Source organism: Pseudomonas sp. Z1-14 (assembly GCF_051132005.1).
Taxonomy (GTDB): Bacteria; Pseudomonadota; Gammaproteobacteria; order Pseudomonadales; family Pseudomonadaceae; genus Aquipseudomonas.
The window spans coordinates 2635778-2655033 of sequence record NZ_CP071646.1 but is presented as its reverse complement, the minus strand read 5'-3'; the positions used below and the strand labels follow the sequence as shown (position 1 = coordinate 2655033).

At 63.2% G+C, this 19256-nt stretch carries 19 protein-coding genes; 7 read left to right on the top strand and 12 right to left on the bottom strand.

Annotation, left to right across the window (positions count from 1 at the left end; all coding sequences use genetic code 11):
• The first annotated feature begins 221 nt into the window (after nucleotides 1-221).
• Nucleotides 222-1205, top strand: coding sequence for an SDR family oxidoreductase (locus tag J3P89_RS12105; RefSeq protein WP_434697659.1), 984 nt, complete (start codon nucleotides 222-224; stop codon nucleotides 1203-1205).
• Here the strand turns inward: J3P89_RS12105 and J3P89_RS12100 are convergent.
• From J3P89_RS12100 to J3P89_RS12090, 3 genes are all read right to left on the bottom strand, one after another.
• Complete coding sequence (locus tag J3P89_RS12100) at nucleotides 1194-2801, bottom strand: alpha-amylase family protein (RefSeq protein WP_434697658.1); 1608 nt, start codon at nucleotides 2799-2801, stop codon at nucleotides 1194-1196. The genes J3P89_RS12105 and J3P89_RS12100 overlap by 12 nt on opposite strands.
• Before the next feature lie 23 nt (nucleotides 2802-2824).
• On the bottom strand, nucleotides 2825-4351 hold the full coding sequence (locus J3P89_RS12095; protein ID WP_434697657.1) for an alpha-amylase family glycosyl hydrolase: 1527 nt from the start codon (nucleotides 4349-4351) through the stop codon (nucleotides 2825-2827).
• A gap of 493 nt (nucleotides 4352-4844) precedes the next feature.
• Nucleotides 4845-5474, bottom strand: coding sequence for a TetR/AcrR family transcriptional regulator (locus J3P89_RS12090; RefSeq protein ID WP_434630927.1), 630 nt, complete (start codon nucleotides 5472-5474; stop codon nucleotides 4845-4847).
• Nucleotides 5475-5560: 86 nt separating this feature from the next.
• On the opposite strand from J3P89_RS12090, the gene J3P89_RS12085 reads away from it, so the two are divergent.
• Nucleotides 5561-6193, top strand: coding sequence for an NAD(P)H-dependent oxidoreductase (locus J3P89_RS12085; RefSeq protein WP_434697656.1), 633 nt, complete (start codon nucleotides 5561-5563; stop codon nucleotides 6191-6193).
• On the opposite strand, the gene J3P89_RS12080 is transcribed toward J3P89_RS12085, so the two are convergent.
• Nucleotides 6194-7756 (bottom strand): L,D-transpeptidase family protein, encoded by a 1563-nt coding sequence (locus J3P89_RS12080; protein WP_434697655.1) that lies wholly within the window; start codon nucleotides 7754-7756, stop codon nucleotides 6194-6196. It lies immediately after the preceding gene.
• A 162-nt stretch (nucleotides 7757-7918) separates the two neighbouring features.
• On the opposite strand from J3P89_RS12080, the gene J3P89_RS12075 reads away from it, so the two are divergent.
• Together J3P89_RS12075 and J3P89_RS12070 are read left to right on the top strand one after the other, a co-directional pair.
• Nucleotides 7919-8599: a murein L,D-transpeptidase catalytic domain family protein gene (locus tag J3P89_RS12075; RefSeq protein ID WP_434631303.1), complete on the top strand. Its 681-nt coding sequence runs from the start codon at nucleotides 7919-7921 to the stop codon at nucleotides 8597-8599.
• A 70-nt stretch (nucleotides 8600-8669) separates the two neighbouring features.
• A complete protein-coding gene (locus J3P89_RS12070; protein WP_434697654.1) occupies nucleotides 8670-9671 on the top strand; it encodes a class I SAM-dependent methyltransferase in 1002 nt (333 codons plus the stop codon).
• Here J3P89_RS12070 and J3P89_RS12065 read toward each other — a convergent pair.
• From J3P89_RS12065 to J3P89_RS12030, 8 genes are all read right to left on the bottom strand, one after another.
• Nucleotides 9636-10238, bottom strand: coding sequence for a LysE family translocator (locus tag J3P89_RS12065; protein ID WP_434697653.1), 603 nt, complete (start codon nucleotides 10236-10238; stop codon nucleotides 9636-9638). The two genes, J3P89_RS12070 and J3P89_RS12065, sit on opposite strands and share 36 nt — an antisense overlap.
• 54 nt (nucleotides 10239-10292) lie before the next feature.
• A complete protein-coding gene (locus J3P89_RS12060) occupies nucleotides 10293-11129 on the bottom strand; it encodes an AraC family transcriptional regulator (RefSeq protein WP_434697652.1) in 837 nt (278 codons plus the stop codon).
• A gap of 194 nt (nucleotides 11130-11323) precedes the next feature.
• Nucleotides 11324-11749: a GlcG/HbpS family heme-binding protein gene (locus J3P89_RS12055; protein WP_434600846.1), complete on the bottom strand. Its 426-nt coding sequence runs from the start codon at nucleotides 11747-11749 to the stop codon at nucleotides 11324-11326.
• Nucleotides 11750-11816: 67 nt separating this feature from the next.
• A complete protein-coding gene (locus J3P89_RS12050; RefSeq protein WP_434697651.1) occupies nucleotides 11817-12599 on the bottom strand; it encodes an ABC transporter substrate-binding protein in 783 nt (260 codons plus the stop codon).
• A gap of 141 nt (nucleotides 12600-12740) precedes the next feature.
• A complete protein-coding gene (locus J3P89_RS12045) occupies nucleotides 12741-13091 on the bottom strand; it encodes a RidA family protein (RefSeq protein ID WP_434600848.1) in 351 nt (116 codons plus the stop codon).
• A complete protein-coding gene (locus J3P89_RS12040; RefSeq protein ID WP_434697650.1) occupies nucleotides 13088-14461 on the bottom strand; it encodes an FAD-dependent oxidoreductase in 1374 nt (457 codons plus the stop codon). Before J3P89_RS12040 ends, J3P89_RS12045 begins: the two co-directional genes overlap by 4 nt.
• Nucleotides 14454-14783, bottom strand: coding sequence for a (2Fe-2S)-binding protein (locus J3P89_RS12035; RefSeq protein ID WP_434697649.1), 330 nt, complete (start codon nucleotides 14781-14783; stop codon nucleotides 14454-14456). Before J3P89_RS12035 ends, J3P89_RS12040 begins: the two co-directional genes overlap by 8 nt.
• A complete protein-coding gene (locus tag J3P89_RS12030; RefSeq protein ID WP_434697648.1) occupies nucleotides 14773-15897 on the bottom strand; it encodes an NAD(P)/FAD-dependent oxidoreductase in 1125 nt (374 codons plus the stop codon). The genes J3P89_RS12035 and J3P89_RS12030 overlap by 11 nt, the downstream gene beginning before the upstream one ends.
• A gap of 156 nt (nucleotides 15898-16053) precedes the next feature.
• Here J3P89_RS12030 and J3P89_RS12025 point away from each other — a divergent pair, with 156 nt between their 5' ends.
• The 3 genes from J3P89_RS12025 (at nucleotide 16054) to J3P89_RS12015 (ending at nucleotide 19118) form a co-directional block, all read left to right on the top strand.
• A complete protein-coding gene (locus J3P89_RS12025; RefSeq protein WP_434697647.1) occupies nucleotides 16054-16959 on the top strand; it encodes a LysR substrate-binding domain-containing protein in 906 nt (301 codons plus the stop codon).
• Nucleotides 16960-17085: 126 nt separating this feature from the next.
• Nucleotides 17086-18171, top strand: a complete 1086-nt coding sequence (locus tag J3P89_RS12020; protein ID WP_434697646.1) for a Rieske 2Fe-2S domain-containing protein — start codon at nucleotides 17086-17088, stop codon at nucleotides 18169-18171.
• Nucleotides 18168-19118: a PDR/VanB family oxidoreductase gene (locus tag J3P89_RS12015; protein ID WP_434697645.1), complete on the top strand. Its 951-nt coding sequence runs from the start codon at nucleotides 18168-18170 to the stop codon at nucleotides 19116-19118. The genes J3P89_RS12020 and J3P89_RS12015 overlap by 4 nt, the downstream gene beginning before the upstream one ends.
• The last annotated feature ends 138 nt before the right edge of the window (nucleotides 19119-19256 follow it).

Genomic DNA, 19256 nt, shown 5'->3' with positions numbered 1-19256 from the left:
CCCGTCCACAGCGGCACCACTCATTGCCTTGCGATGGTGCGATCCCCCGCCACGGGCTTCATAAAAGTGCAGGTCTTGATGCCCGCCGGCAAAAATCCTGAACCATCGCCGACGCGGATTTTCACAATTAATGGAAACCGGGCCAGGCGCCAGACCCTGCCCCTGGCCAACCCAGCGAAACCATAAGCGCCCCAGGCGCAGCAATTGATCGGATGAACGCAATGGATGAGCGAAACCCACCTGTCGTTGTGATCTGCGGCGCCACTGCCGGCGTCGGCCGCGCGACCGCCCAGCGGTTTGCCGCGTCCGGCTACCGCGTCGGGCTGTTGGCCCGGGGCGAACAAGCGTTGGCGGCGACGCAAGAAGAACTCAAGCAGCTGGGCGCGACGAGCCTGGCGATCAGCGTCGATGTTGCGGACGCCGATGCGGTATTCGAGGCGGCGCAACGGATGGAGCGCGAGCTGGGGCCCGTCGGCGTCTGGATCAATTGCGCGATGGTCACGGTGTTGTCGCCAATCCGCCAGTTGACCGCCGAAGAAATCCACCGGGTCACCAAGGTCACGTACCTGGGCACGGTGCACGGCACGCTCGCGGCGCTGGACCTGATGGGGCGGCGCAATCGCGGGGTGATCATCCAGGTCGGCTCGGCGCTGGCCTACCGGGCCATTCCGCTGCAGGCGGCCTATTGCGCGGCCAAGTTCGCGGTGCGTGGTTTCACCGATTCCTTGCGCTGCGAACTGCTCCACGATCACAGCGACATAAAGGTCTGCATGGTGCAACTGCCGGCGATCAACACGCCACAGTTCGATTGGGCCCGCAACAAGCTCGCCAAGCGCCCGCAACCGGTGCCGCCGATCCACGACCCGGACGTTGCCGCCCGGGCGATTTTCAGCGTGGTGAAGCGTACTCCCCGGGAGTTGTGGTTGGGCGTGGCCTCGCTCAAGGCGATCGTCGGCACTTGCCTGATGCCGGGCCTGCTCGATCGTCTGTTGGCCCGCAGCGCTTACGCCGGGCAAATGACCGACGAAGACGACGACAGCCAGCGCCCGGACAATCTGTTCGAACCGCAGGAGCCCTTGCATCGTACCCGCGGGCGGTTCAATGGCCGCTCGAAGGATTCAGCGCTGGCTTTCAGCTCGACCCAGGTGTCCGCGTTGCTGCTGGCCACCGGTGGGTTGCTGGCTGTGGTGCTGCTACTGTTTTGAGCCGGTGCGCCGGAACCAGCGATAACCGTATCCATGCAATGTCAGGCTGGCTGCGGTCGAGGCCGGATACGCGCGGTCCGAGAGGACTTCCTCGAACCCCTGCAAATCCACTTCCCGCAACTGCACCGTGACTGTCTTGGGGCTGAGGTTCGCCAGCATCACCGAGGTCGCTTCGCACTCATGGGCGATGGCGAAGACTGCACGATGGTCGACCGTCAGCAGTTGCGCCTTGCCGTCGCCAACCTCGCGCAAGCGCCTGCGCGCCAGCAGCAACCGGCGAGTCCGAGCCAGCAGCGAATCGGGATCGTCCTGTTGGCCCTCGACGTTCAACTGCGTGTAGGCAAACGGTCCTTTATCGATCACCGGCGCGGCGAGGCGCTGGGCGGTTGAAAAGCCGGCGTTGGCTTCATCGCTCCATTGCATGGGCGTGCGCACCGACAGGCGTTCGGGACGGGACAGGTCATCGCCCATGCCGATTTCTTCGCCGTAGCGCACGATGGGTGTTCCGGGCAGTGACAGCAGCAGCGCCTGGGCCAGCGCCTGGCGATGCACATCACCGTCGAGCATCGGCGCCAGGCGCCGGCGGATGCCGCGGCCATACAGGCGCATGTTCTGGTCCGGGGCGAAGGCCTGCATCACCTCCTCACGCTCCTGCTCGGTCAAGCGTTCGAGATCGAGTTCGTCATGGTTGCGCAGCCACACCGCATAGTTGGCGCCGTCAGGCGGTGCGGGGCGGCGGGCAATGGCCCGTTGCAGAGGCTCGGCTTCGCCTCGGGCCAAGGCCAGGAACAGATGATTATTGACCCAGAAATCCAGCACCAGGCCCAGGCGTTCGCCGGTGCCGAAGTAATGGCTGTAGCGCTCGGGCTCGACATCCACTTCGCCCATCAGCACGCCTTCCGGGTTGATGCGGGTCATGTGCTTGAACAGCCGTTCCAATAACCACACGCCTTGCTCTTCATCGCCGCCACCGGCCTGCTCCACCAGGTGCGAAGCGGCATCGAGACGAAAACCGGCGATCCCCAGTTCAAGCCAGTGATCCATGATCCGCTCGATCTCTTCGACCACCCGCGGGTTCGCCAGATTGAGGTCCGGCTCATGGCGATAGAACAGATGCCGAAAGTACTGCCCGGCCTGTTCGTCCCACTGCCAGATGCTGTCTTCCACCGACGGAAAGATCGGTTGGTTGCCGTCGTCCACCGGCGTGTCGGACCACAGGTAATAGTCCCGATAGACGCTGTCCTTGTCGCGCCGCGCCCGCAGGAACCAGGGATGCTGGTCGCTGGTGTGCTGCACCACCAGTTCGAGGATGACCCGGATACCACGCTCCCCGGCCTGAACGATCAGCTGGCGCAAATCTTCTTCGCTGCCAAAGCGCGGGTCCAGCGCCATGAAATCGCTGACGTCGTAACCGGCGTCCTTGAACGGAGACCGGTACAAAGGCATCAGCCAGAGTGCGCCGACGCCCAGCGCTTGCAAATAATCGAGCTGACGAATGATGCCCTTCAGGTCGCCACGGCCATCGCCGTTGCTGTCGTAGAACAGCGAGGGGTCGATCTGGTAGATCAAGGTATTTCGGTGCCAGTTGGCTTTCATCGGTCACTCCTTATCGACAGGGGTTATCGACTCAGGATCAGGGCCTGTTCGGCAGCCAGACGCCCGCTGAACGGCTGGCCTTCATCCGCGCCATCGCTGGCGATTTCAACTCGCCAGGGGTCGGCCAGCGGAAAGGTGTGCTCGCTGTCGGCGAAATTGATGCAGACCAGGCGTTCGTCGCCTTCGCAAGAACGACGATAAGCCAGCACCTGCGGGTGCGAGGGCAGTTCCTCCCAGCCGCCCAGGCGCAGCGCCAGGCTATTGCGCCGACACGCCAGCAGCCGTCGGTAAAGCGCCAGCACGGAATCGGCGTCGCGCTCTTGGGTCTCCACCGACAACCGGCCGGCATCCGCAGCGAAAGGCAGCCATGGCGCCTGACCCGACCAACCGTGAGGCGCCTCTTCCGTCCAGGGAATCGGCGCCCGGCTGCCGTCCCGTCCGCCGGGGTCGACGCGGGTCTGGGCGGTCACTTGCGTATCCTCCAGGCCCAGCTCCTCGCCCTGATAGATGAAAGGCGTACCGCGCAGCGTCAGCAACATCACCGCCGCCGCCCGGGCCCGGCGCAACGAGCCGCCGTAGCGACTGCGGTGGCGGCTGTTGTCATGGTTGGACAGCACCCAGGTCGGCCAGGCCTGCAACGGGCCGAGGTCGTTTTCCACCTCGCGTACGCACATACGGAACACCACCGGGTCCCACGGCGCATCCAGCGGCGGGAAGTTGAACGACATGTGCAGTTCGTCACTGGCGCCGTAATAGGCCGCCACCTGGGCCGTGGAACGGATGTTGACCTCGCCGATCAGCACCCGCTCGCCGGGGTAGCTGTCCACCAGACGCCGCAGCCCGCGCAGCACTTCATGGCTGTAGGGCTGATCGTTGATCTTGACCATGGTTTCACCGGCCATGCAGCGCGGGTCATCGGCAAAGCTCTGGTCCTTGCCGACGCAATGCACCACGTCGACGCGAAACCCGTCCACGCCACGCTCCAGCCAGAAGTGCAGCACTTGATGCATGGCCGCGACGACTTGCGGGTTGTGCCAGTTCAGATCCGGTTGCTCGGGCAGGAAGAAGTGCAGGTAGTACTGCTGGCTGGTTTCGTCCCAGGTCCAGGCGCTGCCGCCGTCAATCGAGGCTCGCCAATTGTTCGGCTGGTCACGCCAGATGTACCAGTCGCGCTTGGGGTTGTCGCGGCTGGAGCGCGACTCGATGAACCAGGGATGCTGGTCTGAGGTATGGTTCGGGACAAAGTCGAGCAAGACCTTCAAGCCCCGTTCGTGAGCCTTGGCGATCAACACATCGAGGTCGGCCAGGTTGCCGAACAGCGGATCGACATCGGTGTAGTCGCAAATGTCGTAGCCTGCGTCGCACATGGGCGAGCGGAACACTGGCGAGAGCCACAACGCATCGATGCCAAGGCGTTGCAGATGGTCCAGGCGTGCTGTCAAACCGGGAAGATCGCCGACGCCATCGCCGTTGGCATCGGCAAAGGAGCGAGGGTAAACCTGGTAGATCACGGCGTTCTTCCACCAGGGCGAAGGGAAGGAGTTGGGCATGTCGCCTCCTCTGATCGCAGTGTGTGGTGGGCAAGACCGCAGCCCCGCCTGCTGTCCTTTCATCAAGGGACATCAGTTAAGAACCGGAAAAGGGGCTTGTGGTTCGTTTTTTCTTGATGGGGAGTGAATCAGCGGAAGAGATGTTTGATGTGCCGCCGTCATCGTCGGATCGTCGCCCGGAGCAAGCTCGCTCCCACAGGGGACAGGGTTCACAAAGGTCCATTGTGGGAGCGAGCCTGCTCGCGAAAGCGTCAGCCAGACCAACTCAGAACCCGTGGCGAGGGAGCTTGCTCCCGCTCGGCTGCGCAGCAGTCGCAAACCGGCGGATACAGTCTGCCTGAGAGGTTGCTGGGGCCCGCTTCGCAGGCCAGCGGGAGCAAGCTCCCTCGCCACGCTAACCTGCTCCGGCGCGACAAATATCAAGTCAGACCGATGTCCCTGCCTCAGGATCGGGCCGCCCCATGTGGGAGCGAGCCTGCTCGCGAATCGCCGATCAGTTGGAGGCGATGCCAGCGGCCCGGTTGACCATCGCCACAATGCTGACGAACAGCTCCTGCTTGGCCTCGTCCGCGCTGATCTCGCCGTTGGCCGCCGCATCGGACAACGCTTCCGCCGCCCCGAGCATCGCGCGCAGGCTCGCTTGGGACAGGCCCCGGCTATCGGCGAACGGCTCTAGCACCGCCCGGCATTTATCCAGGAACAGCCTTTCGTACTCCCTTTTGATGCTCTCCAGTTCAGGTGAACTGGAGAGCGCCGCACTGACGCCCGGGATCTCCCGGCCCTGAAGCAGGACGCATTCGACGAACGCTTCGGCAATCACCCGCGAACGGCTCTGCAACGTGGGTTCGCTGGCGTCGAGTGCAGCGTCCATGAGCGCGGTCTGGCGAGCATCGAAATCCTGGTAGAGCGCCGCCAGCAGCCCCGATCGGGTAATGAAATGGTCGTAGACGATGGGTTTGGTGACGCCTGCCTGGTCGGCCAGCCGGGCCAGGGTCAATGCTTCGCTGCCCTCCTCCCGAACCAGGCGCCAGGCGACATCCAGCAATTGCCGTTGCCGATCGGCGCGGGAAAGTCGGCGACGAGGCGCGGCAATGGGCGGTGCATTTTCATCTGTGCTTGACATGTTAACTTTACCAACCGTAACTTACTAACCGTAACTTAACCCAGCATACTCGCTTGACCTCGGGTAATGCCAGAAGGAGATTCGCCATGCACGCCCTTATCGTCGTTGCTCATCATGACCCCCGCTCTCTGACGCATGCGCTTGCCCAGGCCATTGGCAATGGGATTCTCCAAGCCAATCCCAGCGATACGTTCGAAATCGCCGACCTGGCCGCTGAAGGCTTCGACCCACGCTTTGGCTTTGCCGACCATGCCGTCCACCACCGTGAGGCCTTGCCGCCTGCCGACGTGCTGGCCGAGCAGGCCAGGATCGAACGGGCCGACGCCCTGGTGCTGGTCTACCCGATCTACTGGTGGTCGATGCCGGCGTTGCTCAAGGGCTGGATTGATCGGGTGTTCTCCAATGGCTGGGCGTTCGACTTCAAGCTCGACGAGTTCTTTGTGCAGAAACTGCAGCATCTGCGGGTCCATCTGGTCGCCCTCGGTGGAGCTGACGCCGACAGTTTTCAACGCCACGGCTACGACCAGGCGATGGTCACGCAGATCGACCATGGCATCTTCGGCTACTGCGGTGCCCGCGTGGTGAGCTCCGAACGCTTGCTGGATTCGGAAACCCTTGATCCGAACGTACATCTGCAAACGGCCCGAGCCCTCGGCCAGCGGGTGTTCTCGGCCATCGAGCAGACCACGCCCGTAGAAGCCAACGTCGCGTGTGCATGATCAGAGTGCTCGACGGTCGGCGGCAGACAGGGGCACATCGCGCTGATAGATATCCGGGATGTACACCGCCCGCCCCTGGCTGTCCGCTTGCACTGTCCAGTACCCAAGCAGGATCGGCATCGGCTTGGCCAGCCTGAATTCATGAGTCAACTCGCTTGCCAGCAAGGTGTCGGTGCGCGTGCGTTCGGCCGGGGTCACCAGCAGATCGCGCAGATGCATGACTTGCTCGATGCGTACGCAGCCTGAGCTGAACGCCCGCGGGCCTTTGCTGAAAAGTGCCTGGCTGGGCGTGTCGTGCAGGTATACCGAAAACGGGTTGGGGAAGCGCACGACCAGTTTACCCAAGGGGTTTTTCGAGCCGGCGTCCTGGCGCAGCATCAGATTGCCAGGGTGATCCCAGTCGATATTTTCCACCGCCAGGGGCAATCCATCGCGATCGATCACCTTGAGGTTGTGCCGGGTGAGAAACTCCGGGTCGCGGCGGATCTCGGGCAGTTTGTCCTCGCGCATGATCGTCGGCGGAATAGTCCACGTCGGGTTCAGCGTCAGTCGAGTGATACGCGACTTGATCAACGGTGTCTGGCGTTCGGCGCGGCCAACCTGGGTCCGGGTCTGCCAAACCGGGGCGCCAGCCTGGTAGACCGTCAGCTGCGCCGCCGCCACGTTGACCAGCACGCTGTCGGGCTCCAGATCCTGAGCCAACCAGCGCATCCGCTCCAGGTTGATCCGCAATTGCTCGCGGCGCATGGCCGGGCTGACGTTCAGCTCGGTAACCGTCCACGGCCCCACTACCCCATCGGCTTGCAGTGAATGGTGGAGCTGGAAGCTTTTCATCGCCTCCACCAGGCTCGGGCTGTAGTGTTCATCGGCTTCCAGCGGAGGCACGCTCAGGTAGCCTTCGTTGAACAGGCGCCGGGCCAGTGCGGGCACGCGGGCGTCACGTTTGTCGGGTTGCAGCAATGGGCCGGCCGGCACTGACTGCCAGTCAGCCAACGGTTGTTGCCGTTGCCGGGCGTAGAGTTCGCGCAGGTTGCGATACAGGTCCAAGGGCGGCCGCGCCTGTTCAAACGCCTCGGCGGGGTCGCGCAAGCCGGCGACGGCGAAGTGCAGCACCATGGCCTGACGGTCCGGCAACTGTGGATTGGCCTTCCAGATCGGCTCCAGGCGGTTCTGCGGCAGGTAGCCGAAACGCAGCTCATGCAGCGCTTGCAGGTAGCGTTGGCTGATGGCGATGTCGGTACAGGCCACGTTGACGTAACGGCCATCGCCCGGCAGGTCGTAGCGGGCCGGATCGAGTCCGTCATCGGCCAGTTGCTGTAGCTGGGCTTGCAACGCCTGTAACCGCCCGTCGTCCGCCCAGATCGCCTGGCCTGCGTTTTGCTGGTACAAGGCCTGCAGGCTCATGACCGTCGGAAAGTCGACGCCACCGGCCAATTCGGGGCAATTGACCGACAGTTGCGCCAGTGTGGTTTGCGCCTGAGCCGGATCGCCGTCCTCGGCCGTGGCGACCAATGGCGCAACGAGCAATAAAAGGCTCAGGTAACATGCGGACTTTTTGAACAACTGCTTTACTCCAATCCATGGCCGTCTCGTTGACGGTGAATTTTGCGACAGGTACGACCCGCCATCATGCAGACAAACGAAACCGGACGGGATGCCGCAAACGAACGCCACCGCAAGCTGCCTTCACCTGTATCGGCCTTCTTGCGCCGATTCTGCCTGGTCGTGACTGGCCTTGGCATCCTGTGCAGCCCGGCGCTGGCCGAAAAACTCAACACCCAGCCTCTTTACAACAGCCTCGCCCACGCCGCGCCGGAACTCAATCCCCAAGCGCTGAAAAGTGCCCTGAGTGCGATGCAGTGCGCAGTTGCCAACGGTGCTCGACAGGCTCGCCACCTGGCGGTGATCGATTATTCGCAACCTTCGACGGCCCGGCGCTTGTGGATCTTCGACCTGCGCCAGAAAAAGCTGGTTCTGCGTGATCTCGTGGCCCACGGGCAGAAATCCGGGGAAAACTTCGCCACCCAGTTTTCCAACCGACTGGGCAGCTACCAATCCAGCCTGGGACTGTTCCGCACCCAGGAAAGCTATCAGGGCGCCCATGGTTATTCGCTGCGCATGGACGGCCTGGAGCCCGGCTTCAATGATCAGGCTCGCGACCGCGCGATCGTGATTCACGCCGCCGACTATGTGAATCCGTTGTGGAGCGTGCGCCAGGGCCGCATCGGCCGCAGCCAGGGCTGCCCGGCCGTGCGCCCGCAAGTAGCGCGCCAGGTGATCGACAAGCTCAAGGGCGGGCAATTCATGTTTTCCTGGTACCCGGATCCGGCGTGGCTCAAGCGTTCGGCCTATCTCAATTGCCAGGCGCAACAGGTGGCGAGCATCCTCGCGACCAGCGGGGGCTGATAAAGCGGATTGCAGTGCATGGGTTCGTGGTTAAAATGCCGGCCTTTCGAGCTGCTGGCGTTTTTATCTGATGAACCCTCAAGCCCTCCAAACATTGCAGAGCCTTTTGCTGACGGCGCTGGAATCGGCGCCCGACGAAACCCGTCGCCTGTTCCATGGCCGCGGGCGCTGCTGGCCGGGGCTGGAACAGATCACCGTCGACTGGCTGCAAGGCGTGGTGTTGGTCTCGCTGTTCAAGGAACCCGATCCTACGCAACTCGATGACCTGTTCGCCATGCTGCGCACCCTCGCCTCCTTGCCCGCCTGGCAACACAGCGGCGCCCACACCCTCGCGGTGCAACATCGGTACCTGCCCGACAGCCTGACCCAATGGTTGGTGGGCGAACCGATCGATGAATGGACCCTGACCGAAGGCGGCCTGCGTTATCGAATCGACCTGGGCAAAAAGCAGAACAACGGCCTCTTTCTCGATATGCGCTATGGCCGCGACTGGGTGCGCGCTCACGCCCAAGGCAAGCGCGTGCTCAACCTGTTCGCCTATACCTGCGGTTTCTCGGTGGCGGCCATCGCCGGCGGTGCCCTCCACGTGGTCAACCTGGACATGTCCCGCGCGGCTTTAAGCCGTGGTCGCGACAACCACCGGATGAACGGCCACGACCTGGGCCAGGTGAGTTTCCTTGGCCACGACCTGTTCAAGTCGTGGGGCAAGGTGATCAACAGCGGCCCCTACGATCTGGTCATCATCGACCCGCCAACGTTCCAGAAAGGCAGCTTCCTTTTGACCAAGGATTACCAGCGTGTGCTGCGCCGCCTGCCGGAGCTGCTGACCGCCCACGGCGCGGTACTGGCCTGTAGCAACGACCCGGCGACCGGTCCGGATTTCCTCATTGACAGCGTGATGCGTGAAGCACCGGGCCTGCGATTCGAACAGCGATTGGCAAATCCGCCGGAATTTCCGGATGCCGACCCGGCCTGCGGCCTCAAGGCCTTGGTGTTCACACGCGACGATCCGGCTAGCTCACAGGTACAGCCGCAACTACACCACCAACGTCAACCACGCCGACACCAGTAGCAACACCGCCATGACGCGATTGAAGCGCCCCATCGCCACGGCGGAACGGCAGAACTTCGCCGCGCCACGCCCCAGGTAGGCCCAGGCGGTCATGCAGGTAATGGAGATGGCAAAGAACGCCAGGGACAGCCAGAGCACCCGCACCGTACGGTCTGCCTCGGCGCCGGCGAATACGCTGACCACCGCCAGGGCCATCATCCAGGTCTTCGGGTTCACCAGTTGCAACCCGGCGGCGCCCGCCAGGCCGAGCCGTGGGCCTTCGACCGGGCGGTCTGGATCGATGGCCTCGGCCGGCGCGCTGAAAATCTGCCAGGCCATCCAGCTCAGCCAGGCGATGCCGGCCCAGGACAGCGCCGTTTGGATCGCCGCATGTCGCGCCAGCAGGTCGCCCAGCCCGGTGCCCACCAACAACACCAGCAACGCGGCAGCCGCGCAGGCGCCGAGGATGAGTGGCCAGGTGGTCGCCAGGCCGAAGCGCGAGCTATGGCTCAGCACCAGGATATTGGTCGGACCCGGGGTGATGGAGGCGACAAACGCAAACAAGGCAAACGGCAACAACTGATCCATGGCGCAACTTCTCGATGAATGATCGTGGACTTGATCATCCCGTTGCAGCCGGGCTCAGTCTGGAACAATTGAGCAGCGCTTGCGGTAGTCCGCCGGGCTCATTCGATAGGCGCGCTGGAACCAGCGGCCGAGGTGACTCTGGTCGGCAAAGCCGAGCATGGCGGCCACCACCACGGCGCTTTCGCCACGGGCCAGCAACCGCCGCGCGCGGGCCAGGCGCAGCTGGATCAGATACGCGTGGGGCGCCAGGCCGAAGGCCGCCTTGAACGCACGACTCAGGCGAAAACGATCCACGCCGGTGACGCGCGCCAAATCGTCCAGACTGATGTCCTCGCTCAGGTGGCCGTGCAAATAATCCCGGGCCTGCTGGGCGACCAGTGGCAGACGCGGGTCGGGATTGATCCGTGTTCGCCAATGCAGGTGTTGAGTGAGGTTCGACAGCAGCGTGTCGAGGGCGGTCTGGCGGACGATCAGCATGTCCTGTTCGTGCAGGCTCTGGAAAGCCGCGGCGGTAGCCCTTGCCAGCCGCGCGTCATCGTTCAGCGTGACGGCAAAGCCCAGTTGCGCGTTGTCTGGCGCATCCTCGAACAACGAGCGCAGTTCGCGCTCCAGCCATTGCGGCTCCAGGTACAGGGTGCGATAGGTAAACCCGTTTTCGTGCGGCGCGTTACCGTCATGCAACTCTCCCGGTTCAAGCAGGAACACCTTGCCCGGCGTGCTGTTGTGCTGCTGCCGACGGCAATGGAACTGTTGCACGCCCTGCTCCGTCACGCCCACCAGATAGGCATCGTGCCAGTGCGGATCGTAGGCGTGCCCCTCGAAATGCGCGCGCACGGTCTCGATGCCGGACGTGGCGTCCTGCTTGAGATCGATCCAGTTGCGCGCTGTCATGGGCTAATCCGTTTAGTGAACGTGCTCTGTCAGATTATCGGCTGATGTCATGAGTGTCTGGAAGATTTGTGCAGCTTGGGTGGGAGCGGGCTTGCTCGCGAAGACGGTGTATCAGTCCATATATGAGCTGGCTGACATACCGCTTTCGCGAGCAAGCCCGCTCCCACAAAAGCTCCACAGGCTCCCACAGGCCCTCAGGCATCCGGCGTGATCACCGGCAACACCGTCTCCACCGCCAATCGCGCCAGCTCCGCATCTTCCTCGGCCTTGACCCCGGACACGCCGATAGCACCGATGCACTGACCGTCGTGACGGATCGCCACGCCCCCCTCAAGCATGCCTTGCAAGTGCGGCGCACTGAGGAAGGCGATGCGGCCACCATTGATCATGTCTTCAAAAACCTTGCTGTCCCGCCGGCCCATGGCGGCGGTGCGGGCTTTTTCGGTGGCGATGTAGGCCGACAATGGCGAGGCCCCGTCCAGGCGCAACAGCCCCAAGGGATGCCCGCCATCGTCGACCACGCAGACCGATACGGCCCATTGACGCTGGTGGGCCAGCTCTTTGGCTGCTACCAGCAACTGGGCAACGTCCTGTTCGGTGAGTACCGCTTTGGTTTTCATGAATCACTCCATGCTGTGCAGCGTGAGGCCCGTCAGCCGACGCTGCGGGCGATGGACACGGCGACGGTCATTCGCCATAGATATCAAAATCGAAGTACTTCTGGCGAATCCGCTCGTAGGTGCCGTTGGCGCGAAGGGTCGCCAGCGCCTGGTTGAAACGGCCCGCCAGCGGATCATTCTTGCGCACGGCGATTCCAATGCCCGTGCCGAAGTATTGTTCTTCGACGAAGTTTGGGCCAACAAATTCGAAATTCTTGCCTTCAGGGCGCTTGAGCAGGCTTTCGTCGATGGCCACCGAACTGGCCATCGTCGCGTCCAGGCGTCCGCCCAACAGGTCGAGGAAGACTTCGTTTTGCGAGCCATAACGGATCACTTCGGCCCCGGCCGGGGCAAATTTGTCGGTGACGTAACGATCGAAGTTGGTCGCCCGTTGCACGCCGATCCGCTTGCCTTTGAGCTGCGCGGGAATATCCTGGATGCCACTGCCCTTGCGAAACACCAGCCGCGCCGGAATCCGATAATAACGGTCTGTGAAGTCCACCGACTTCATCCGCTCCGGGGTGATCGACATGGAGGAAATCACCGCGTCGACTTTTTTCACCTTGAGTGCCGGGATCAAGCCGTCGAACTCCTGCTCCTGCCACACGCAACGAACCTTCATCTCGGCGCAAAGCGCCTGGCCGATGTCATAGTCGAAGCCGAGGATGGCATTGTCCGGTGTTTTCGAGGCGAAGGGTGGGTATGCCGCCTCGATGCCGATGCGCAGCGAGGTCTCGGCGGCGTGCAGATTGGCGCCGAATGCCAGCAGCGAGACAAAGCCCAGCTTGAGTGCAATGCGTTTAACGTTCATTGATTAGCTCCGGATGCGATGTTATTGATTTCGAACGCTCCACGGGAAGTCGTCCGTTATGGCAGCAGCAATCTGAACAAGCGCGGGCGACCACTCTGGCGGTGGTCTTGCCCGAAAGCGGCACAGCGGTGTCCGGCGGTCCTACACTGCCGCGGTCACGATCAGTTCCAGCAGGATCTGCGGGTCATCGAACGCCACCTGCGCGGTGGCTCGCGCCGGGGTATGCGCGGCGTCGACCCAGTCGCTCCAGATTGCGTTCATCGCAGCGAAATCGCGGCCCATGTCTTTCATCCAGATCTGCACGCTGAGCAGGCGGCGCTTGTCGCTGCCCGACGCGGCGAGCAATTCGTCGATCCGCTGCAGCACCTGGCGGGTCTGGCCCTGGATGTCCTGGTTGCAATCGGCGGCGACAATGCCGCTGAGCCAGGCCACGCCGTTGTGCACGACGCTACGGCTCAGGCGCGGGTTGCTTTCGATACGTTGAATAGTCATGACGGTTCCTCGACGCAGTGACGTTCGCCGGCCAGTTGGGCCAGCGTGATGGGTTTGAGGGGGGGACGGATGCGGTAGTAACCGACTTCAGCGGGCGACACGCGGCGCTGGGCGGCGATGATCTGGGTGACGCTCAAGCCGCATTGGCGCCCTTGGCACGGGCCCATGCCGCAACGGCTGAAGGCTTTGGTCTGGTTGGGACCCAGGCAACCGAGGTCGACGTAGCGGCGGATAGCGCCAGCCGTGACTTCTTCGCAGCGACACACGATAACGTCGTCGGGTGGGACGCAACTTTCTGCCGGGGGGCGATACAACGCATCGATCAAGGGCCGGGCAGCACGAGCACGACGCAGGCCTTTCTCGAGGCCGCGTGCTCCACAAGAAACACCGGCAATCGCCATCGCAGCGAGTCGCCCTTCCAGGCGCGCCACCTGCGCGCCGCCAATGGCAGCGCCGTCACCGGCGATGAAAATGCCCGGCGCACTGGTTTGGCCAAAGCCATCGCGCCGTGGAATCCAGCACAGTTGCGCCTCGCTCCAGTCATGCTCCAGGCGCAACGACCAACTGATCTGCGTGTGCGGCACCACACCCTGGTGCAATAAAATCAATCCGGCGGGCACTTGGAAGTGGCGCCCTTTACTCTCGAAGCTCAGTGCACTGGCGCAATCCTCACCCTCGACACGCAGGTTGCCGGCACCGCGATAATGGCGGATGCCGCCACGCTTCAACTCGGCCAGCAGCCCCACGCCCTTGAACAAGTCGCGCCAGCCGCGCAACGCACCGGGAATCAGTCGCCAGGCCCGCAGCAGCTCGCGACGATGGCTGGTATCGACCAGCGCCTCGACGGCAATGCCGGCGCGCAGGTACTGCGCCGCCAGCAGGTACAACAGCGGACCGCAACCCGCCAGGACCACCGGCCCAGCCGGTACCAGCGTCGCGCTCTTGAGCAGGATCTGCCCCGCACCGGCCGTCATGACCCCAGGCAAGGTCCAGCCGGGAATCGGCATCGGCCGTTCGAAGGCGCCCGTGGCGATCAGCAGATTGCGCCCGCGCAAAACCTCTGCGCAGCCGTCGATCAGGTAGTGCACCTCACGCTGGGGGGTGACTTGCCAGATCGCCGCGTTGGGCAGGTAACGAGCCCCGCATTGGAGAAAATCCGCCGCCAGCTGCGCACCGGCGCTGTAGTCTTCGCCCAGCACCGCGCGGCTGCGGGCATCGGCTTGAAGCACTTGGCGATAAATCTGCCCGCCAGGACTGCCCTGCTCATCCAGCACCACGACCGACAATCCATGGTCCCTGGCCTCGATGGCGGCGCTCATGCCGGCCGGTCCGGCGCCGATGATGATCAAGTCGATCACGGCGTTACTCATCGGTCCCCTCCTCGTTCGGCGCCAGGCTGACGGCGCCGCGTTGGCGTTGCACACGCATGCCCGGGCGCACCGCCACCAGGCACGACTGGACGTTGGCCTGGCCGTCCACTTGCACCAGGCATTCGAAGCACACGCCCATCAGGCAGTACGGCGCAGCGGGCCTGCCGCTGACAGCGCTTTCACGGGTATGCCGGACTCCGCTGGCGAGCAGCGCCGCCGCAAGGCAGACATTACCCGGCACGCTCAAGGGCTTGCCGTCGAACTCGATCAGTACCTGGTTCTGCGAGACGGCCAAAGGCCGGAACAGGCTTTCAGCCGACATGACGCACCTCGGTTGGCGAATTGAAGCGCTGCAGGCCGAATGGCTTGACGGCTGGGTCATCGAACTCGCCGGCAATCCACGGGGCCAGGCGCAGGGCGTGAACAGCGGCCAAGGTCACGCCGCTGTGGCAACTGACGACCGCCAGGCCCGGGCAGCCCTGGGGCATTTCGTAAATCGGAAACCCGTCGGCGCTCATCACCCGCAACGCGCCCCAGGCCCGCACCAGGCGTACGTCACCCAGCAGTGGGAAACACTGCACGGCGCGTCGGGCGATCGCGGCCATGACCTGGCTGCCGGTGCTGTCGTCGAAGCCGGCCGACTCATGGGAATCGCCCAGTTGCACGGTGCCCTCGTCGGTCTGGCGCACATACGTCGTGGGGTAATGGAGAAACGGCTTGAGTCGTTCGGTCACCAGGATCTGCCCGCGATTGGGTTGCACGGGCACGTCCAATCCGACCCTTTCGCCCAATCCCCGATTGCCCAGGCCCGCGGCCAGGACAACCTGAGCGGCAGACCAGCGCTGATCTGCGGCGCGCAGTTGCAAACCCGTGGCGTGCGGTTCGATGGCCTCGACGCGGTGACCATTGATCAACGTCACGCCACGCGCTTTGCAGGCCGCATGCAGCGAACGCAACAGCTTGAGCGGGTTGACGTGACCATCCATGGGCGAGAAACAGCCGCCCACCACGTCGGGGCCGATACCCGGCAGACGGCCGCGCAGTTGTGCTCTGTCCAGCAGCTCATAGGGATAATCACCGTCGAGGGCCTCGCGCAGCCACGCCAGGCGCGCGGCTTCCTCGGCCATTTCCGCTTCGCTCAGGCACAACTGGAAACCGCCCTGCTGGCGCAGATGGATATCGATACCCGTGTCGGCTTGCAGCGCTTCGGCGAAGCGCGGCCACAGCGCCACCGAATCACGGGTCCATTGTGCATACGGGCTCATTCCGTAGCCCTTGCCCTGGACCCAGAGCAAACCGAAGTTGCCACGGGCGGCGCGAATCGCGTCGTCGCCCTCGTCGAGCACGCTCACTTGGCGCCCGAGCAGGGCCAGGCCATAGGCAATGGACATACCCACCAGGCCGCCGCCTACGATGATCACATCAGTTTTTTGCATGACTGCTTTATCGCTGTTCCAAAGGCCTTGAAGTACGGCGAAGTGCCGATTCATGGCCGGGCGAGTTCATGCGATCGATCCTAGGATGCTGCCACGCTCATTAAAAATGCTTTATTTTTGATAGCTCATGTCTTTTTGTTATGGGTGAGCATCCTTATGAACCTCCGCCAGCTGGAAGCGTTTCGCGCGGTGATCCTCGGCCAGACGGTGACCCGCGCCGCCGAAATGCTGCACATCTCGCAACCCGCCGCGACCCGGCTGATTGCCAGCCTGGAAGAAGACATCGGCTTCAGCCTGTTCGACCGTATCAAGGGGCGGCTGCAACCGACCGCCGAGGCCATGACGCTGTATCAGGAGGTGCAGCGCTCGCTGCTGGGGGTGGAGCGGATCGCGCGCACGGCCCAGGACATCCGCAACCTCAAGCGCGGTTCACTGCACATTGCCTGCGCGCCGGCCATGGGCTTGTCGTTCCTGCCGCGGGCGATTGCCGCGTTCATGGCCGAGCATGAGCAGGTGCAGATCTCGCTGGTAGTGCATTCCTCGCGGGAAGTCGTCGACCTGGTGGTAGGCCAGCGCTGTGACCTGGGCCTGATCGTCCTGCCCAATACCTACCCGAGTCCCCGCGCTGAAAAGTTGCTGGCTACGCGCATGCTCTGCGCCCTGCCCGCCGGCCATCGGCTACAGGATCGCGCGTCCATCAAGCCGGAAGACCTGCAGGGCGAACGGTTCATTTCCTATCCGCAATCCATCGGCTCCCGGCAACACATCGACGCGATTTTCGCCGCTCACGGCGTCGAGCGTGAGCTGCGCCTGGAAACCCAATTGTCCCAACCGATGTGCACTTTTGTTGAGCAAGGCCTGGGCGTCGCCCTGGTGGACGCCATCAGTGCCGTTGAATACCGCGGCAACGGCATCGTCTTCCGTGCCTTCGAACCGGCAATTGAAATGGACTTCAGCATGCTGCTGCCGATCCATGGACCGCTGTCGAAACTGCAGGCGCGCTTCCTCGAACACATGCAGCGATTCATCGAGGCGCAAGTGCCGGCGACTTATCGGTTTTAAAGCGATCAATGGATCCATTGAGAAACACCGATCATCTGCGCAACCACCAAAACCGTTGACAAGCAAATTAGTTAAGAGAGTTAATGGATCCACAGATAAAAACAAACCAGCCTGGAGATCCCTCTCATGTACCCCAAGAACGCCTGGTACGTTGCCTGCACCCCGGACGAGATTGCCGACAAGCCGCTGGGTCGGCAGATCTGTGGCGAGAAAATGGTTTTCTACCGCGGGCAAGCCGGCAAAGTCGCGGCCGTCGAGGACTTCTGTCCCCATCGAGGCGCACCGCTCTCGCTCGGTTATGTCGAGAATGGCAACCTGGTGTGTGGCTACCATGGGCTGGTCATGGGGGACGACGGCAAGACTATCGAGATGCCCGGGCAACGGGTTCGGGGATTTCCTTGCAACAAGACCTTTGCCGTGCAGGAGCGCTACGGGTTTATCTGGGTCTGGCCGGGTGAACAGGCATTGGCCGACCCCTCGCTGATCCACCCTCTGGAATGGGCGGAGAACCAGGAATGGGCGTATGGCGGCGGCCTCTTCCATATCCACTGCGACTATCGCCTGATGATCGACAACCTGATGGATTTGACCCACGAAACCTACGTGCATGCCTCGAGCATCGGCCAGAAGGAAATCGACGAGGCACCGCCAGTGACCACGGTCGAAGGCGACGAGGTAGTCACCGCCCGCCACATGGAAAACATCATGGCTCCGCCCTTCTGGCGCATGGCGCTGCGCGGCAACAACCTGGCCGACGACGTGCCGGTGGATCGCTGGCAGATCTGCCGATTCACCCCGCCCAGCCACGTAATGATCGAAGTCGGCGTGGCCCATGCCGGCCACGGTGGCTATCACGCCGCGCCGCAATACAAGGCGTCGAGCATCGTCGTTGATTTCATCACGCCGGAAACCGAGACCTCCATCTGGTACTTCTGGGGCATGGCCCGCCACTTCCAGCCTCAGGACGAAGCGCTGACCGCGAGTATTCGCGAGGGCCAGGGCAAGATCTTCAGCGAAGACCTGGAGATGCTCGAACGCCAGCAGCGCAACCTGCTGGACCATCCGCAACGCAATCTGCTCAAGCTCAACATCGATGCCGGCGGCGTGCAGTCGCGTCGGGTACTGGAACGCTGGATCGCCCGCGAGCGTGAGCAACAGGCCGCCCTGATCGCCAGTACCCGGCAGCCGCAACACGCGGAGCAACGGCCATGATCGAAGTCCAGGTCGCGGCACGCACTATTGAAACCCCGGACATCTGCAGCTACGAGCTGACCAGCATCGACGGTCAGCCACTGCCGGCGTTTACCGCCGGCGCCCATATCGACGTGCATTTGCCCGATGGGCTGGTTCGCCAGTACTCGCTGTGCAATCACCCGGAAGAACGGCATCGCTACCTCATCGGCGTGCTCAGGGATCCCTCGTCACGAGGTGGCTCACGCAGCCTGCATGAACAGATCCAGCCGGGCGCACGGCTGCTGATCAGCGAACCGCGCAACCTGTTTGCCCTGGCCCCTGCGGCCCAGGGCAGCCTGCTGTTCGCCGGCGGCATCGGCATCACGCCAATCCTGTGCATGGCCGAGCACCTGGCCCAGAGCGGCGCTGCGTTCGCATTGCACTACTGTGCCCGGTCCCGGGACCGCGCCGCTTTTGTCGAACGCCTGGAGCAGTCGCCTTACGCCGACCGGGTATTCCTGCATTTCGATGAAGAACCCGCCACGGCACTGGATGCCGTTCGGATACTGGCTTCGCCCAGCGCCGACCTGCACCTGTATGTCTGTGGTCCCGGCGGGTTCATGCAGCACATCCTCGACACCGCCAAGGCCCAGGGCTGGCGGGAACCCAATCTGCACCGGGAATACTTCGCCGCGGCGCCGATCGACACCACAGGCGATGGCCGCTTCTCGGTGAAGCTTGCCAGCAGCGGTCAGGTTTTCGAGGTGCCGGCGGACCGCAGCGTGGTCCAGGTGTTGGAAAGCCATGGCATCGAGGTTCCGATTTCCTGCGAGCAAGGCGTCTGCGGCACCTGCCTGACCCGCGTGCTGGAAGGCGTGCCGGACCATCGGGACATGTTCCTGACCGAAGCCGAGCAAGCCTGTAACGACCAGTTCACGCCGTGCTGTTCGAGGTCGAGGACGCCGTTGTTGGTGCTGGATCTTTAACATCGGGCGCACCGTTCCGTGGACTGACCCCAGAGTCAGATTGGTGTCCAACTGCATGAGGGTAGTCCACCTTGTGGGAGCGGGCTTGCTCGCGAAAACGGTAGCTCAGGCAACATAAATATCGACTGATACACAGCC

Coding starts and splice junctions, on each gene's coding strand:
- J3P89_RS12105 (WP_434697659.1), top strand. CDS start 222: ATGGATGAGCGAAACCCACCTGTCGTTGTGATCTGCGGCGCCACTGCC.
- J3P89_RS12100 (WP_434697658.1), bottom strand. CDS start 2,801: ATGAAAGCCAACTGGCACCGAAATACCTTGATCTACCAGATCGACCCC.
- J3P89_RS12095 (WP_434697657.1), bottom strand. CDS start 4,351: ATGCCCAACTCCTTCCCTTCGCCCTGGTGGAAGAACGCCGTGATCTAC.
- J3P89_RS12090 (WP_434630927.1), bottom strand. CDS start 5,474: ATGTCAAGCACAGATGAAAATGCACCGCCCATTGCCGCGCCTCGTCGC.
- J3P89_RS12085 (WP_434697656.1), top strand. CDS start 5,561: ATGCACGCCCTTATCGTCGTTGCTCATCATGACCCCCGCTCTCTGACG.
- J3P89_RS12070 (WP_434697654.1), top strand. CDS start 8,670: ATGAACCCTCAAGCCCTCCAAACATTGCAGAGCCTTTTGCTGACGGCG.
- J3P89_RS12065 (WP_434697653.1), bottom strand. CDS start 10,238: ATGGATCAGTTGTTGCCGTTTGCCTTGTTTGCGTTTGTCGCCTCCATC.
- J3P89_RS12060 (WP_434697652.1), bottom strand. CDS start 11,129: ATGACAGCGCGCAACTGGATCGATCTCAAGCAGGACGCCACGTCCGGC.
- J3P89_RS12055 (WP_434600846.1), bottom strand. CDS start 11,749: ATGAAAACCAAAGCGGTACTCACCGAACAGGACGTTGCCCAGTTGCTG.
- J3P89_RS12050 (WP_434697651.1), bottom strand. CDS start 12,599: ATGAACGTTAAACGCATTGCACTCAAGCTGGGCTTTGTCTCGCTGCTG.
- J3P89_RS12045 (WP_434600848.1), bottom strand. CDS start 13,091: ATGACTATTCAACGTATCGAAAGCAACCCGCGCCTGAGCCGTAGCGTC.
- J3P89_RS12040 (WP_434697650.1), bottom strand. CDS start 14,461: ATGAGTAACGCCGTGATCGACTTGATCATCATCGGCGCCGGACCGGCC.
- J3P89_RS12035 (WP_434697649.1), bottom strand. CDS start 14,783: ATGTCGGCTGAAAGCCTGTTCCGGCCTTTGGCCGTCTCGCAGAACCAG.
- J3P89_RS12030 (WP_434697648.1), bottom strand. CDS start 15,897: ATGCAAAAAACTGATGTGATCATCGTAGGCGGCGGCCTGGTGGGTATG.
- J3P89_RS12025 (WP_434697647.1), top strand. CDS start 16,054: ATGAACCTCCGCCAGCTGGAAGCGTTTCGCGCGGTGATCCTCGGCCAG.
- J3P89_RS12020 (WP_434697646.1), top strand. CDS start 17,086: ATGTACCCCAAGAACGCCTGGTACGTTGCCTGCACCCCGGACGAGATT.
- J3P89_RS12015 (WP_434697645.1), top strand. CDS start 18,168: ATGATCGAAGTCCAGGTCGCGGCACGCACTATTGAAACCCCGGACATC.